Raw genomic sequence first — 14709 nt, forward strand, 5'->3', positions numbered from 1 at the left:
TCGACGATTACTGGACGTCGTACACCCAGATCAGCGTGGAGGTGAGCTCACCCACGGGCGTCCACTGGTATTCGCGGGCGACTCCCTGACCCTTGTAGTTGCGCACGTAGTCCAGCAGGGCCGGCCGGGTGATGGCACCCGAGTCGATGCCCTTGAGCAGGATGGTGCCCAGGTCGTAACCCTCGGTGCTGTACGTGCCGGGTTCCTGCCCGAACTTGTCGGTGTACTCCTGGGCGAAGCTGCCGGTGGCCGGGCCACACGGGCAGGCCAGCAGCGCACCCTTGGAGGACTCGCCCGCCTGCTTGACGAACTCGTTGTCCTTGCTGCCGTCGGCACTGACGAAGGTGCCGCCGAAGCCGCTGTCGCGCAGCTGCTGCACCAGCGGGGCGGCCTCTGCGTAGTAGCCGCCGAAGAACACCGAATCCGGTGCGGCACCGTTGATCTGGGTCACCGCGGCGGAGAAGTCCTTATCACCCTTCTTGACCGAGATGTTGCAGGCCGAATCGGCGACCGGGCCGAGCGTGTCGCGCACCGCGGTGGCCAGGCCAAGACCGTAGTCGGTGCTGTCATCGACGACGCAGACCTTCTTGTGGCCCAGCGTGTTCTTGAGGTAGTTGGCGACCGAGGGCCCCTGGACACCGTCGTTGGCCAGGCCGCGGAAGAAGGTCTTCCAGCCGTTCTCCGAGAGCGTGACGTTGGTGGCCGATGCGGTGACCGCGGCAAGGCCGGCCTGGTCGAAGACGCCGCCGGTGGCCTTGGTCTCGCCGGAGAACGCCGGGCCGATCAGACCGATCGTGTACTGGTCCTCGATGATGCGCGGGGCGATGTTCGACGCCTTCTGCGGATCACCCTCGGTGTCGAAGGTCTTCAGCTGCACCTGGCAACCCGGGTTGGCGGCATTGTGCTTGTCGACGGCGAGCTGGACGCCGTTGCGGATGTTGATGCCCAGCGCGGCGTCCGGACCGTTGAGCGCACCGGCCATCGCGAGCGACACCGGCGGGCAGCTCGCCTTACCGTCCCCGGCGGGATCGGCCGGGGTCGCGCCTGCCGTCGCGGCGACCTCACCGCCGTTCTCGTCGATCTGGACCTTCTCGACGATCTTCAGATTCGTCTGAGCCGCCTCCTCTTCGGGTGTGCTCTGGCTGCAGCCGGCAATAGCCAGCGCCATCAGACTCGCCCCGCCGAGCGCAAATGCCTTGCGTGCCACGTGACCGCGCACGTCTCACCTCCGGTTCCCTGTTCTCCGTCAGGCATCTTCGGAACGGCCGGAACAGCCGAATCTGGCGATGCTTCGCCGACGACCTTAACCACTACATCGCCGTATCGCGTGCTGTTCGGCGACGTGTGGCGCGGATCGGCTCGGCGAGGAGGCCAAAGAGCGGGGTCGGAAACGCAGTCTTAACCCGCGGTGTCGCGCGGGTGCACTATTTCGGGGGTTCGGCGGCATCCTCGGCGGGGGCGTCCAGCGTCTCCAGCACCACCTCGGCCACGCGTTTCATCGTGGTGCGCCGATCCATGGCGGCCCGCTGGATCCATTTGAACGCCTCGGGCTCGGTCATCCCCTGGTTGGCCTGCAACAGCCCCTTGGCGCGCTCGACGAGCTTGCGTGTCTCCAGCCGCTCCGAGAGGGTGGCCACCTCGTTCTCCAGCGCCGAGATCTCGCTGAATCGGCTGACGGCCAGCTCTATCGCCGGGATCAGGTCGGTGATGGAGAAGGGTTTGACCAGGTAGGCCATCGCGCCGGCATCACGGGCTCGTTCGACGAGTTCGCGCTGGGAGAAGGCCGTCAGGATGACGATGGGCGCGATGCGTTTGGCGGCGATCTCGGAGGCGGCGTCGATACCGTCGCGGCGCGGCATCTTCACATCCATGATCACGAGGTCCGGGTTCAGGCTCTCGGCGAGGTCGACGGCCTCCTGACCGTCACCGGCCTGGCCCACCACCTCATACCCTTCGTCACGCAGCATCTCGGCGAGATCCATCCGGATCAACGCTTCGTCTTCGGCGATCAGCACGCGTCGCGCGGCGGAGGCTTCGGTCATGGATGCCATCATGGCTGACATTGTGTCGCGATTGCCGACATCAGGCGACCGCGGGGTGAACAAGGCCAAGCCGGTCCCTGCGGTCAAGGCACCCGCACGCATCCCTTAAGGTGGGAGACCGCGGCAACGCTCGCCCTCGTATCCCAACTGGCAGAGGAAACGGATTCAAAACCCGTGCAGTGTGAGTTCGAATCTCACCGAGGGCACCAGTAACACCCGTCAGGACCTCCATATGAACCCCAACTCGTCCCCGGCGGATCGATGAACACACTGGTCTTCGCGACGGACTGGGACTCCGCGGCGCTGTGGACGCGCAACGCAGGCGACCTGATCGGCACCGCGGCGTTCGCCATATCTGGAGCATTGCTCGCGATCCGCCGCGACTTCGACATCGTCGGCGCGCTCACCCTGGCCGCCATGACGGCCTGCGGCGGCGGGGTGATCCGCGATCTCATCATCGGCCAAACACCACCCACCGCGTTCGTGGATCTGCGCTATCTGGCTGTCGCCGTCCTGAGCGCCCTGGTGGTCTTCGTGTGGTCGCCACCGGCGCGGCTGTTGGGCCGCCCGCTGGACCTGGCCGATGCACTGGGGCTCGGCGCGTTCTGCGTGACCGGCACGGTCACTGCGGCCAACCACGGCCTCGGTCCGGCGTCCTCGGCGCTTCTGGGCGTGGTCACGGCCGTCGGCGGTGGGGTGATCCGCGATGTGCTCGCAGGGCGGACCCCCAGCATTCTGCGTCCGGATCAGGAGATCTACGCGATACCAGCGCTTTTCGGCGCGGCCATCACGGCCGTGCTCATCGAGTACGAACATTTCGGCGCGCTCACCGGTGGCGCCGTCGCGGCGTCGGTGTTCGTGTTCCGGGCGCTCGCCCTGCACTTCCGTTGGCGCGCCCCGCAGGCGCGCGGGCGCAATCGCGGCTGATACCGACAGACCCGGCACACGAAGACCCCGAACGCGAAGATGCCGCTGCAGGTGCTGAAGCCCTGCAGCGGCATTCCCCTCGCGTATCTAGAGTCGGCTACTCGCTGTCACCAGAAGACGTTGAGGCCGAGACACTTTCGCGCGGACGCTCGCTCGCCTCGGTGCTGGTGCGCACCTCGGTGCCCGATTCGCTGCGCGGCCCCTTCGGGTTCCGGACGCTGATCTCGTCGCGGGCCTTCAGGTTCGGGCGCACCGCATCGGTGTCCTCGGACCGCACCGAGAACTTGGCGTCCCGGCTGCCCTCGGACTCGTTGTCGGCCTTGAGATCGGACTTGAGGTCAGCCTTGAGGTCACCGACCTGCCCCTTGGTGTCCTTCTCGGATTCCTTCACCGACGTCGAGGTGTCCTCCTTCTCGGGAGCCTTCGGGGTGGCGGTCTCGTCGACCACGACCTCGTCGACCGGGGTCTCCTCAACGGGAGCCTCGACGACCGGGGTCTCCACAACCGGCGTTTCCACGACCGGGGTCTCCTCCACCGGGGCCTCCTCGACGGGAGCCTCTGCGACCGGGGTCTCCTCGACGGGAACCTCGGCAACCGGGGTCTCCTCCACCGGGGCCTCGGCCACCGGGGCCTCGACCTGCTCGGAAGCCGGCGTCGATTCGGTCACCGCACCCGCCTGAACACCATGCTCGGACAGTGCCGGCGTCGCGGCTTCGGTTCCGGCCTTGTCGGTCTCGGCCGGCGCATCGGACTCTTCGACCGCTGCCATCCGCATCGCCGATGCCGGCTCGGCGGCGGCGGTCGGCCGGATGCCGAAGATGCCGTTGAAGAAGTTCGACACCATGGCCCCGATGGCGTTGAACAGTCCACCGAAGTTGAAGAGGCTGGTGAACGCCTGCTGGATGGCCTGCAGGAACGCCGCGATCGGATTGAACGGTTCGGCACCCGCGCCGGGGCCCGTTCCCGGACCGGTACCCGGTCCCGGATTGTTCGGGTTGCCGAGGAACTCGATGAGTTCCTTGATGACCTGACCGACGGGCTTCATGGTGCCGTCCGGACGGAAGATGCCCAGGTTGGCCTCGTCGTTGTCGCTCGGCGGGTTCAGCCAGTCCTTGATGGTGTAGAGGAACATCGGACCCGCGCCCTGCATGGTCTGCCAGAACTCGATGATGTCGCGGACGAAGGCGGCCTGGGTGGCCTCGTCGACCCGGTTGGTGGGGATGCCGTACTCGGTGATCCAGATCTTGATCTGCTCCTCACCCGCCTGCAGGTGCGAATCCATCAGTTCGCGGATCTTGTTGAGCTGGTAGAGCGGCATGCCCTCTTTCCACGCCAGGTCCTCACCGACCGAGAACTTCCATTCGAAGTTGTACGGGTGGAATGACAGCGCATCGAAGTATCCGTGTGCGCCGGCGTCGTACATGCCCTTGACGAAGTCGATCGGGTTCAGGGTCAGCCCTGGCCACGTCTTACCTGCGCCGATGACACCACCGATGACCGTGATATCGGTGCCGACCTGGGCGGCCGCCTCCTTGAGCGCGGTGTAGGTCTTCTTCAGCATCGCGGTGTACGCGGCCGGGTCCAGGGTGTTCCAGAACTGGATCGAGTTGGGCTCGTTCCACACCTCGTAGGCCGAGATCTTGTCGCCGTAGCGCAGCGCGACGGACTTGGCGAAGGCGGCGAACTGGTCGAAGTTGGCGGGCTCACCGTTGAGCGGTGTGGTGGACGACGCCCACATCGGGGTCGAGTTCAGCACGCCAAGGATGCCCATCCCGCGAGCCGCCGCGGCATTGACCACCTTGTCGAGCTGGTCCCAACGCGGGGCACCCAGTCCGAACGGGGTATCGGGGTGCAGGGGTTGCACACCGGCCCACGGAACCATGATCCGGACGTTGGTCACACCGAGCGACTGCATCATGTCGAGGCGTTCGTTGATCTCTTCGATGCTGGCCGACATATAGATCTCCGAGTCGGCGATGCCAATGGTCGAAGGAGAGTCCACGATGGCGGCCACGGGCTGCACTTCATATGACTTGTGTTTGCTCGCTGGCAAGACAAAGTAACTAGAAGTCGCCGCGAATAGCGACGCGGCTATCAGTGCTATCGCTCCTCTGATGGCAACTCTGTGGACAGCCTTGGGCATCTTGTCCCACATGGCGACTCCCGTTCTCGGACCTGGTCGTTCGGCGTTGCCTACGCACTCCGCATGAAATTAACCCACCCGACAGCAAATTGCCAAATAAGTAAAAAAGTCGCTCTGAAGTGCAGATTTCCGTGCCGAATAATCCATTTCTAGCAAACTCGTGTCTGAGACTGCAGAATTACGATTCGCCTCCAAAGTGCCGAAGATGGCAAAGAAAACGTGTTTCAAGATCGCATTCGAGTTGCAACCATCTTGTGACCTGAGTCACATCAGTTTGCCCACGTCCGTTAGCTTTTCGTGACGCAGGAGTGATTCGATCTTGATGCGCCCGGCGTGTCAGCGAATATTGACGACAATGTCAGCTAACATGCCGACGTGTCCCCCGATTGGGGGACATGCACCCGAGCCACAGATTTGGACAAGGTTTGCCAGGCGCCTCCGCGGATCCGCCGAAACTGCGGCTGTGAGCCTCCCCACGGGGAGTACGCTCCGAGAGTGGCAGCGAGGGTGCCCGGCCGGTGCCTCCCCGACCTTCCCGAGGGCAGCCGGCAGTATGAGGATGCGGCCAGTCGGCGACTGGCAACTCTGACTGTCAGCACGCGGATCGCGGCCGCGATCGTCGGCATCTACGGCTTTGCCGAGCTGATCCTGGTACCCGAAGTACCGCATATTGGCCTGGTCAACATGGTCAGCGCTGCGCTTTTCCTGGCCACTCCACTGCTCTACCGCTTCGGCTCGTTGGTAGCGCTCGCCGCCTTCGTCACCATCGCCTATGCCAGCACCGCCTACATGTGCAGCCAACTCGGCACCGATACCGGTCTGCAGTTCTACTTCTTCGTCGGCGCGGCGCTGATCATCCTGATGATCGGCACCGACCACCTCGTGATCGCCTCGGCGTTGGCCGCCTCGGGGCCGGTCCTTGCGATCGCATTGGAATGGCTGGTGCCTGACAACACCGGGGTCTTCTCGGAGGCCGCGATGCGTGCCAACTTCGTCATCACGGCCTGCACAGCAAGCCTCATGGTGATCGTCGTCGTGGCCTCGGCGATGCGCCGGATCGACCGCGCCGAAAGTGCGCTGCAGGCCGAATTCGACAAATCCGAGGCGCTGCTCGCCAACATCCTTCCCACGACCATCGCCGACCGACTCAAGGATCGGCGCGACGTGATGATCGCCGACGGATTCGCCGACGCATCCATCCTGTTCGCCGACATCGCCGGATACACCCAGCGCGCCAGCGACACCGATCCCGCGGACCTCGTGCTGTTCCTCAACCGCCTCTACACCGATTTCGACAGCCTGGTCGACCGGCACGGCCTGGAGAAGATCAAGACCAGCGGCGACTCGTACATGGTGGTCTCCGGCGTGCCGATCCCCCGCCCGGACCACCTGGAATCGCTGGCATGCCTGGCGCTGGACATGGCCCACGCCGTCGACGGGCTCCGCGACGCGCAGGGCCGCGAGGTACCGCTGCGCATCGGGATCGCCGCCGGCCCGGTGGTCGCCGGGGTGGTGGGATCACGCAAGTTCTTCTACGACGTCTGGGGTGATGCGGTCAACGTGGCCTCCCGCATGGAGAGCACCGACGAGGAGGGCCGCATCCAGGTGCCCCAGGACGTCTACGAACGCATCAACGATTCCTATCTGTTCGAAGAGCGCGGCGAGGTCGCCGTGAAGGGCAAGGGCTGGATGCACACCTGGTACCTGGTGGGCCGGCGGCCGGCGCACGATCTCACCGGCCCCGCCGCGCTCTCCGGTGGACCTACACCTTGTGATTCTCCGATCGGATGAGCCAGGCCAGCTTCTCCAGGCCGTCGATGAGCTGATGCAGGATGTCCGCGGTGCTGGGGTCCTCGGCGTCGACACCGTCGCGCACACCACGCAACGTGTCGACGGTCGCGTAGATACGGGTGCCGATCAGATCCACCACCTCGGTGGTGTTGCGCTCGTAGGGCGGGAACGCGGGCAGCGTGGTGGTGGCCGCCACGGTGTCGGAGCGGCCGTCGGCCACCGCGTAGAGCGTGCGCATGCGTTCGGCGATGGTGTCGCTGCCCTCGCGGGCGAAGTCGACCAGCTCGTCGAGCTGCAGGTGCAGATCTCGGAAGTTGGTACCGACCACATTCCAGTGCGCCTGCTTGCCCTGCAGATGCAGCTCGATCATGTCGACCAGGACCTGTTGCAGACTTGCCTGCAGCTCTGGTGAGGCCTGGAAGCCCTGGATATCACTTTCGGTGCGCCGTGTTGTCGTCATATGAGAGGCAACGCCAGCTTTTCTGGAATCATTCCAGAATGTGTGGACCGTCGGCGCGCTGCTGATCGTGCTGCGACAGCAGACGCGCATAGCCCGCGCCCATACCGAGCAGCACAAGTCCGGTGACGATGAACACCGCAACCCGGAAGATCCCGTCGAGGGTGCCCAGATCGAAAAGGAACAGCTTGGCCATGGCCGCGGTCACCAGCGCCATACCGCCACCGAGGGGCACCGAACGATCTGCCCGGTCCAGGCGCACCGTGTACCAGAGCAGACCGGCCGCCAGCACGATCCAGCAGATCGTCGCCGCCATGTGCCCGGCCAGAAATCCACCGTCCGGTCCGCCGATCAGCACACCGGCGGTGACGGTGAACACGGTGACCGCGTAGGCGCTGAGCACGGCCGCCCCGGCCAGCAGCAACCGCCCGGTGTCGGCGTCGTGGTGACGTCGGGTCAGAGACCACGTCTGCGCCGCGCCGTAGAGCACCACCAGCAGGCTGGAGATCAGCACCGACACCGCCTCGGCGCCGGGCCGCTCGGTTGCCGTCGTGATCGTGTCCGGGCCCGCCAGGTCCAGGTAGTAGAGGCCCCCGACCGCGCCGAACACCAGCGCGGCGATCTGCGCACCGGTGTTGTGCCGACCGGCCACGGCCACCACCACCGCCAGCGCCAACAGCAGCGGGCCCGCGGCGCGGCCGTCGAAGGCCACCGCGACGGCGACCAGTGCGGCGACCACCGACAGCGCCGACCACACCTGACGGACGGGTCCGGCCAGGCCGGGAATGTGGTCACCGAGCAGCACGACCGCCAGCAAGGACAGTGACAGCGCCGCGATCATGAGCGCGGCGATCCGACCGTCCACCGCGACCGACACCAGCAGCAGCGGTGCCGCGCCGACCGTCGACACCACCGTCATCGACGTGCGATGTGTGCTGTGCGACAACAGAATCAGAGCCGATCCGATCGCCGATACCGCGGCGATGGCCGCCGCACCGGCCAGCCAGGGGTGGTCGGCGGAACCGAAGGCCGCGCCGACCAACGCCAGGAACACCGGCGCGCTGCCCGCCGCCGTCCGGGCCGCATACATCCAGGTCCAGTCGCGGCCGAGCTGCACCGGAAGGGTCGCCGCCGAGAGCGCCAGCATGAATCCGATCAGCAGCAGATCGACATCGCCGACCACAACCGGCGCCAGCACGGTCAGCGGGACCAGCACCAGCAGCGCGAGTTGTTCGGAATCCCAGCGCCGCGCCAGCATCAGGCCACCGCCTGCGATGACGGCAGACAACACCAGCCCGATGACCGGCGCCACCCACTCATAGATCGTGCTGACTGCCACCACATCGATGTACGCGGTCGCGATACCCGTGGCTGCCAAGGCGATGGCACCGACCCGGCCACCCGATCGGGTGGCGAGCCGGAACGCCCCGGCGACCAGGCCGGCCGCCAGTACGGCACCGGCGGCAACCCGGACCGGCGGTGCGAGCAGACCGGCCTGGGCGGCCAGCACCACCAGCAGCGCGACGCCGATGAGCGTCACCGCCACACCGGCGGCGGCCAGCATCTTCCCGATCCAGTTCTGCGGGCGCGCGGTCGGTGTGGCGACGGGGGGCACCGCGGCGGGCCTGACCGGCGCCGGCACCGCCGATGCGGGATAACCGGGGTGTTGCGGGACCGGCGCGTACTGCGGATGTTGTTGGTGCTGTGGGTCCTGCGCATGGGTCGGGTAACCCCACCATGACTGCTGCGGGGCGGCCGGTGCGGACTGGCCGAGGGCGCCGGACAATTGCGTCAGTTCGGCCGACGCGCGGGCCAGCTGCTGGGACATGGCCACGAACTCGGCGGACAGTCGGGTGAGCACCTGTTGCGGTTCGGTCATGGCAGACATCGTCACCCACGAACTCACCGGATGAGATGAGTAGGACTACTCGATTATTCGTCGAGCCCATGCTCGATCGCGTAGCGGGCCAGCTCGACCCGGTTGGCGACCTGCAGCTTGCGGAACGTCGCCTGCACGTGGTTCTCGACGGTCCGATGGCTCAGCGACAGTCGCTCGGCGATCTGCCTGGCCGTCAGCCCCTTCGCGACATGACGCAGAATCTCGGTCTCGCGGTCGGTGAGGCTGGGCACCGCGGGACCGGCCTTGTCGCCGACCGGTTCGGCCGCGATGCGCCGGTATTCGCCGAGCACCAGACCCGCCAGCCCGGGCGTGAACACCGCGCGGCCCGCCGCGGTGGCTCGAACAGCCTCGCCCAGTTCGGTTTTCGACGCACTCTTGACCAGATACCCGGTGGCCCCGGCCTTCACGGCTTCCAGCACGTCGGCGCGTTCATCCGAGGCCGACAACACCAGGATCCGCGAGGACGGCGACACCGCGAGCACCTCCGCGCAGGCCTGGGCACCGGTCCCGTCGGCGAGCCGCATGTCCATCACCACGACCTCGGGATGCACCACCTCGGCCCGGCGCCGCGCCGAGGCCACGCCGTCTGCGGTCGCGACCACCTCGAAACCGTCATCGGCCAGATCGCGCGCCACCGCATCGCGCCAGATCGGGTGATCGTCGACCACCATCACCGTCGGCATCACTATCCTCCCTTGCCCTATCGGGGAACCGTCAGTTCCCACTCGGTGCCGCCGCTGGACGGTGTGGTCAGATCCGCGCGGCCGCCGAGTGCGGCCATCCTGCCCTGGATGGACTTGCTCACCCCGATGCGCCCCTCCGCCGCGGCGGCGGCCAACCGTCCCTCGGGTATGCCGGGCCCGTCATCGCGGATGCTGACCACCACCTCGTCTCCGAGATCCTCCAGCAGCACGAAGGCCCGTGCCTGCGGACCGGCATGGCGTTCCACATTCGTCAGCGCGTTGACCACCGCAGCCTCGAGCTCGGCGGCCACCGCACTGTCCAGGTACACCGGGGCGGCAGGCACACTGACCGATACCCGGTCGGCACTGTGCCTGCGCAACAGCGCGCCCAGATCACTCGCCGCTGTCGGCGGTTGGGCGACAAGGGTGTCCTCGGTGCTGAGCAACCGGCGCAGCGCACGCTCCTGCTCCCCCGCGGCCTTCGCCAGTTCGGCTGTCTCGCCACCTATCTCGCGACCGCGTCGGGCCACCATCGCCAATACCTGCAGCACCCCGTCATGCACATGCCTGGACAGTCGTTCCCGCTCGGCCAGCGCCGCACCGAGCCGGGTCGCCCGCTCCAACTCGGCATGCGCCCGGCGCGCGGTGGTCGCCGCCATCCCGACGGCCAACCCCACCGCCAACTCGATCAGGATGGTGGGGCTGCGCACCAGATCCACCGCGATCGCCCCCTTGAGCGCCGCGGCGGTACCCATCACGGCCAGACCCATCACCATTCCCGCGGCGGGCCCGGCCAGGATCGCCGCCGAGACCACCGCGTTGGTCGCCCACAGCGTGGTCGGCCACGACTGGTTGTCCAGCACCCACTGCCCGGAGGCGACCAACAGGGTGGACCCCATGAACGCGATCACCACCGCGGCCTCGCCGATCACCCAGGTGCGGCACCTGCCGAATCCGCCGAGATAGGCCGCACCGCACGCGACGGTCCACGCCGTCAACAACCCGAACAGCACCCAGCTCAACGCGGGCCAGTCCAGTTCGTGGTACTTGGAAACCTGGAAGTACAGCGCATAGCTCCAGCTGAGCAGCCGGAACACCTGCGCGGCCCGCCACAGCGGGGCGACCGGGTCCACCGTCGCCGCGATCATCGGGGCTACATCACCTTGGACAGGAAGGCCTTCGTGCGCTCGTGCTGCGGATTGCTCATGACCTCGGTCGGCTTGCCGCGCTCCACAACCACACCGGCATCCATGAAGACCAGCTCGTCGGCGACCTCGCGGGCGAAGCCCATCTCATGGGTCACCACCAGCATGGTCATCCCCTCGGAGGCGAGCTTCTTCATCACCGAGAGCACCTCCCCGACCAGTTCGGGGTCCAATGCCGAGGTGGGCTCGTCGAAAAGCATCAGCTTGGGACTCATGGCCAGCGCACGCGCGATCGCGACCCGCTGCTGCTGACCACCGGAGAGCTGGGCCGGGTAGGCGCCGGCCTTGTCGGCCAGGCCGACCTGGTTGAGCAGATCCATTGCCCGCTCGGTGGCCTGCTTCTTGTTCTGCCCCTTGACCTGGGTGGGGGCCTCGACCACGTTGCCCAGCGCGGTGCGGTGCGGGAACAGGTTGAAATGCTGGAAGACCATGCCGACGTCACGACGCTGGCGGGCCACGTCGCGGGGCTTCATCTCGTACAGCTTGCCGCCGCGCTCCTGATAGCCGACGAGGGCACCGTCGACGTAGAGCCGGCCGGCGCTGACGGTTTCCAGGTGGTTGATGCAGCGCAGGAATGTCGACTTACCGGAGCCCGACGGCCCGACCAGGACCAGCACCTGGCCCTTCTGAACCTCCAGGGTGATGCCCTTGAGCACCTTGAGGGCGCCGAAGTCCTTGCAGACGAGTTCGGCCTTGACCATGGGCTGTGCTGTTTCGTTCACCGGCGATGTCGAGGAAGACACTCTCAGGCACCCGTGCCCATCTGCGCCTTGGCCAGCGCCTCGAGTTGTTTGGGACTGAGCTTGCGCGACGCGCCCCTGGAGAAGTAGCGCTCCAGGTAGAACTGGCCGACCATCAGGACGCTGGTGATGACCAGATACCAGGTCGCGGCGACCAGCAGCAGGGGCACCGGTTCGAAGATCCTGGCGGCGATCTCGCGGGTCGCGATGCTGTACAGGTCGAACGCATACGGCACCGCGGTCACCAGCGATGTCGTCTTGAGCAGACTGATGACCTCGTTACCGGTCGGCGGAATGATCACCCGCATCGCCTGTGGCAACACGGTGCGCCGCATCGCCAGACCCCACGACATCCCCAGCGCGGTCGATGCCTCCAGCTGCCCCTCGGGCACCGAGGTGATGCCCGCGCGGACGATCTCGGCCATATAGGCCGCCTCGTTGAGGGCGAGGCCGATCACGGCCAGCGCGAACGGGAACGACAGGTTCTGCAGGTCGATATGGAAGAAGGTCGGTCCGAACGGCACCCCGAGCTGGATCTTCTGGTAGATCGTGGGCATCAGGCCCCAGAACGCCAGCTGCACGTACACCGGAGTGCCGCGGAAGACCCAGAGGAACACCCAGGCGACCGAACTGAGCACGGCATTGTCGGACAACCGCATGATCGTCAGGATGACGCCGAGCACGATGCCGATGACCATCGAATAGACGGTCAGCTGCAGGGTGTTGGACACACCCAACAGGATTCGCTCGTTGAACAGGTATTTCGCGAACGTCGACCAGCCGTAGGCCGGGTTGGTCGCCGCGCCGTAGAGGAACAGGCCGACCACGACGATGATGACGGCCGCCGCCACCCACCGCCACGGATGACGCAGCGGTACGGCGTCGATCGCTTCGGGCGAGTTGGACGGTGGCGGCGAGCCGGCATCACTCATGTGTGTCGATATCCCCTGTGTGTCGATATCGCTAGGAGACCGCGCCGTTGATGACCGGCTTGTCGATCATCCCTTCCTGGAGACCCCAGTTCTCGGCGATCTCCTTGTACTTGCCGTTCTCGATGAGGTGCTCCAGGGCCTGCAGCAGCGACTGCGCCAGCGGCGAGCCCTTCTCCACCGGCCAGCCGTAGGGCGCCGATTCGAACGTCTCGCCGGCCTGCGCCAGCTTTCCGTTGGTCTTCTTGATGGCGTACAGCGTCACCGGCGAGTCCGCCGACATGGCGTCGGCCTGGCCCAGCACCACCGCGTTGGTGGCGGCGTCCTGGCTGTCGAACGGGATGATGTCGATGGCCGGCTTGCCCTCGTCGGTGCACTTCTTGCTGCGGGCGGGCAGCTCGTCGGTCTCCTGGACGGTGGTCGCCTGGACGGCGACCTTCTTGCCGCAGGCATCCTCCGGGTTGATCGAGCCACCGGCGGGCTGGGCCCACAGCGTGCCCGCCGAGAAGTAGGTCACGAAGTCGACCTGCTGCTCGCGCTCCTTGCTGTCGGTGAACGAGGACATGCCGACGTTGAACGTGCCGCCCTGGATCGACGGGATGATCTTCGCGAAGTCGGCCTCGCGGTATTCGGGCTCCAGCCCGAGCGTCCCGGCGATGGCGTTCATCAGGTCCACGTCGAACCCGACGATCTTGCCGGACTCGTCCTTGAACTCGTTCGGTGCGTAGGGGATGTTGACGCCGACGATCAGCTTCCCGGACGCCTTGATGGCTTCGGGGACGGTGTTGGCGATCGCCTCCACCTTCTCGGCCGGAGCGGCCGCGGTCGGGGACTCTTGCCCACCACTCGGTTCCGAGCTCGAACAACCCGACAGCGCCAGCGCGCCGGTCGCAGCGAACACGGCGGCGTAGCGCCAGAGCCTGGTCCGGCGCTCTTGGATTCCACCCAACACGGTGTGCCTCTACTTTCTGTTGCCGAGCCGTCACGGTCTGGTCCGTCGACAGCTCCAGCCGAAGACGTTAACGACCGATGATCCAGCGCGCAGCGCCGGTAACGGAACAGTAGTGGAGCCGTAACGTGCGAGTCGGCCGAACGCCGATCTGACTCGCGCGACGGCCGGGGCCGAGCTGCCCGAGAAAAGCCGACTACCTGGCGACAATGCCCGGCGGCACGATCATCCCGTGTGGGACACTCACCACATGCAAACCCCTGCTCCCCCAAGCCTGTTGCAGCACCTGTGGAAGTCGACGCTCATCTCAGGTGTGTTGGCGGCCGCCCTCGGTATCGCGGTGGTGGCCTGGCCAGGGATCTCGGTCCTGATCGCCGCCATCTTCTTCGGCGCGTACCTGCTGGTGACCGGCATTGCGCAGGTCGTGTTCGCGTTCAGCCTCGACGTGTCGGCCGGTGGCCGGGTGCTGCTGTTCATCAGCGGTGCCGCCTCGTTGGTGCTCGCGGTGCTGGCGTTCCGCCAGCTGGGCAGCGCGGTGCTGCTGCTGGCCATCTGGATCGGTATCGGCTTCATCTTCCGCGGCGTGGCGACGGCGGTCTCGGCGATCAGCGATCCCACCCTGCCCGCACGTGGCTGGAACATCTTCCTCGGCGTCATCAGCCTGATCGCCGGCATCGTGGTGCTGGCCGCACCGTTCGAGTCGATCGGCACACTGGCCCTGGTCACGGGCATCTGGCTGATCGTCATCGGCGTGATGGAGGTGGTGACCGCGCTGGGCATCCGCTCGGCATGGAACAAGCGGGACTCCGTCCACGAGACACCGGCCGCACCCGCAGCGGCCACCGAGACTGTGGCCGCCGAACCGACAGCGCCGGCCGCGCCGACGGATCCACCGACCAGCTGAGTAATCCGCACCACGATTACGCGCGGTGGGACCATCGAC

The 14709-nt window shown here is 66.6% G+C and carries 13 protein-coding genes and 1 tRNA gene; 4 read left to right on the forward strand and 10 right to left on the reverse strand.

Annotated features, from left to right (window positions below; genetic code table 11):
* Nucleotides 1-7: 7 nt before the first annotated feature.
* Together FBY28_RS03550 and FBY28_RS03555 are read right to left on the reverse strand one after the other, a co-directional pair.
* A complete protein-coding gene (locus FBY28_RS03550) occupies nt 8-1207 on the reverse strand; it encodes a branched-chain amino acid ABC transporter substrate-binding protein (RefSeq protein ID WP_286177706.1) in 1200 nt (399 codons plus the stop codon).
* 217 nt (nt 1208-1424) lie between these two features.
* Entirely contained in the window at nt 1425-2051 is a 627-nt protein-coding gene (locus FBY28_RS03555) for a two-component system response regulator PdtaR (protein ID WP_524912038.1), read from the reverse strand.
* A 123-nt stretch (nt 2052-2174) separates the two neighbouring features.
* Here FBY28_RS03555 and FBY28_RS03560 point away from each other — a divergent pair.
* Nucleotides 2175-2251, forward strand: a tRNA-Leu gene (locus tag FBY28_RS03560).
* Nucleotides 2252-2303: 52 nt separating this feature from the next.
* On the forward strand, nt 2304-2969 hold the full coding sequence (locus FBY28_RS03565) for a trimeric intracellular cation channel family protein (protein ID WP_141864304.1): 666 nt from the start codon (nt 2304-2306) through the stop codon (nt 2967-2969).
* A 97-nt stretch (nt 2970-3066) separates the two neighbouring features.
* On the opposite strand, the gene FBY28_RS03570 is transcribed toward FBY28_RS03565, so the two are convergent.
* The gene (locus FBY28_RS03570) at nt 3067-4983 is read right to left on the reverse strand and encodes a cellulase family glycosylhydrolase (RefSeq protein WP_160145460.1); all 1917 of its coding nucleotides are present in this window, start codon (nt 4981-4983) and stop codon (nt 3067-3069) included.
* A 624-nt stretch (nt 4984-5607) separates the two neighbouring features.
* On the opposite strand from FBY28_RS03570, the gene FBY28_RS03575 reads away from it, so the two are divergent.
* Complete coding sequence (locus FBY28_RS03575) at nt 5608-6903, forward strand: adenylate/guanylate cyclase domain-containing protein (RefSeq protein WP_216847479.1); 1296 nt, start codon at nt 5608-5610, stop codon at nt 6901-6903.
* On the opposite strand, the gene FBY28_RS03580 is transcribed toward FBY28_RS03575, so the two are convergent.
* Genes FBY28_RS03580 through FBY28_RS03610 form a run of 7 tightly spaced genes read right to left on the reverse strand, consistent with a single transcriptional unit; the run spans nt 6875 to nt 13769 of the window.
* Complete coding sequence (locus tag FBY28_RS03580; RefSeq protein ID WP_141864308.1) at nt 6875-7363, reverse strand: Dps family protein; 489 nt, start codon at nt 7361-7363, stop codon at nt 6875-6877. The genes FBY28_RS03575 and FBY28_RS03580 overlap by 29 nt on opposite strands.
* 28 nt (nt 7364-7391) lie before the next feature.
* On the reverse strand, nt 7392-9239 hold the full coding sequence (locus FBY28_RS03585) for a DUF2339 domain-containing protein (protein ID WP_141864310.1): 1848 nt from the start codon (nt 9237-9239) through the stop codon (nt 7392-7394).
* A gap of 53 nt (nt 9240-9292) precedes the next feature.
* Complete coding sequence (locus FBY28_RS03590) at nt 9293-9943, reverse strand: response regulator (RefSeq protein WP_141864312.1); 651 nt, start codon at nt 9941-9943, stop codon at nt 9293-9295.
* A 17-nt stretch (nt 9944-9960) separates the two neighbouring features.
* The gene (gene macS, locus FBY28_RS03595) at nt 9961-11091 is read right to left on the reverse strand and encodes a MacS family sensor histidine kinase (protein WP_141864314.1); all 1131 of its coding nucleotides are present in this window, start codon (nt 11089-11091) and stop codon (nt 9961-9963) included.
* A 5-nt stretch (nt 11092-11096) separates the two neighbouring features.
* The gene (locus tag FBY28_RS03600) at nt 11097-11849 is read right to left on the reverse strand and encodes an amino acid ABC transporter ATP-binding protein (protein WP_019511477.1); all 753 of its coding nucleotides are present in this window, start codon (nt 11847-11849) and stop codon (nt 11097-11099) included.
* A 44-nt stretch (nt 11850-11893) separates the two neighbouring features.
* Nucleotides 11894-12820 carry an amino acid ABC transporter permease gene (locus FBY28_RS03605; protein WP_141864316.1) on the reverse strand — a complete coding sequence of 309 codons (927 nt, stop codon included), beginning with the start codon at nt 12818-12820 and terminating at the stop codon, nt 11894-11896.
* Between the two features lie 31 nt (nt 12821-12851).
* Entirely contained in the window at nt 12852-13769 is a 918-nt protein-coding gene (locus tag FBY28_RS03610) for an ABC transporter substrate-binding protein (protein WP_141864318.1), read from the reverse strand.
* A gap of 247 nt (nt 13770-14016) precedes the next feature.
* Between FBY28_RS03610 and FBY28_RS03615 the strand changes: the two genes are divergently transcribed.
* Nucleotides 14017-14670 carry an HdeD family acid-resistance protein gene (locus FBY28_RS03615; RefSeq protein ID WP_216847480.1) on the forward strand — a complete coding sequence of 218 codons (654 nt, stop codon included), beginning with the start codon at nt 14017-14019 and terminating at the stop codon, nt 14668-14670.
* The last annotated feature ends 39 nt before the right edge of the window (nt 14671-14709 follow it).

Source organism: Arthrobacter sp. SLBN-53 (assembly GCF_006715585.1).
Lineage (GTDB): Bacteria > Actinomycetota > Actinomycetes > Mycobacteriales > Mycobacteriaceae > Mycobacterium > Mycobacterium neoaurum_A.

Coding starts and splice junctions, on each gene's coding strand:
- FBY28_RS03555 (WP_524912038.1), bottom strand. CDS start 2,051: ATGGCATCCATGACCGAAGCCTCCGCCGCGCGACGCGTGCTGATCGCC.
- FBY28_RS03565 (WP_141864304.1), top strand. CDS start 2,304: ATGAACACACTGGTCTTCGCGACGGACTGGGACTCCGCGGCGCTGTGG.
- FBY28_RS03580 (WP_141864308.1), bottom strand. CDS start 7,363: ATGACGACAACACGGCGCACCGAAAGTGATATCCAGGGCTTCCAGGCC.
- FBY28_RS03585 (WP_141864310.1), bottom strand. CDS start 9,239: ATGACCGAACCGCAACAGGTGCTCACCCGACTGTCCGCCGAGTTCGTG.
- FBY28_RS03590 (WP_141864312.1), bottom strand. CDS start 9,943: ATGCCGACGGTGATGGTGGTCGACGATCACCCGATCTGGCGCGATGCG.
- macS (WP_141864314.1), bottom strand. CDS start 11,091: ATGATCGCGGCGACGGTGGACCCGGTCGCCCCGCTGTGGCGGGCCGCG.
- FBY28_RS03600 (WP_019511477.1), bottom strand. CDS start 11,849: ATGGTCAAGGCCGAACTCGTCTGCAAGGACTTCGGCGCCCTCAAGGTG.
- FBY28_RS03605 (WP_141864316.1), bottom strand. CDS start 12,820: ATGAGTGATGCCGGCTCGCCGCCACCGTCCAACTCGCCCGAAGCGATC.
- FBY28_RS03615 (WP_216847480.1), top strand. CDS start 14,017: ATGCAAACCCCTGCTCCCCCAAGCCTGTTGCAGCACCTGTGGAAGTCG.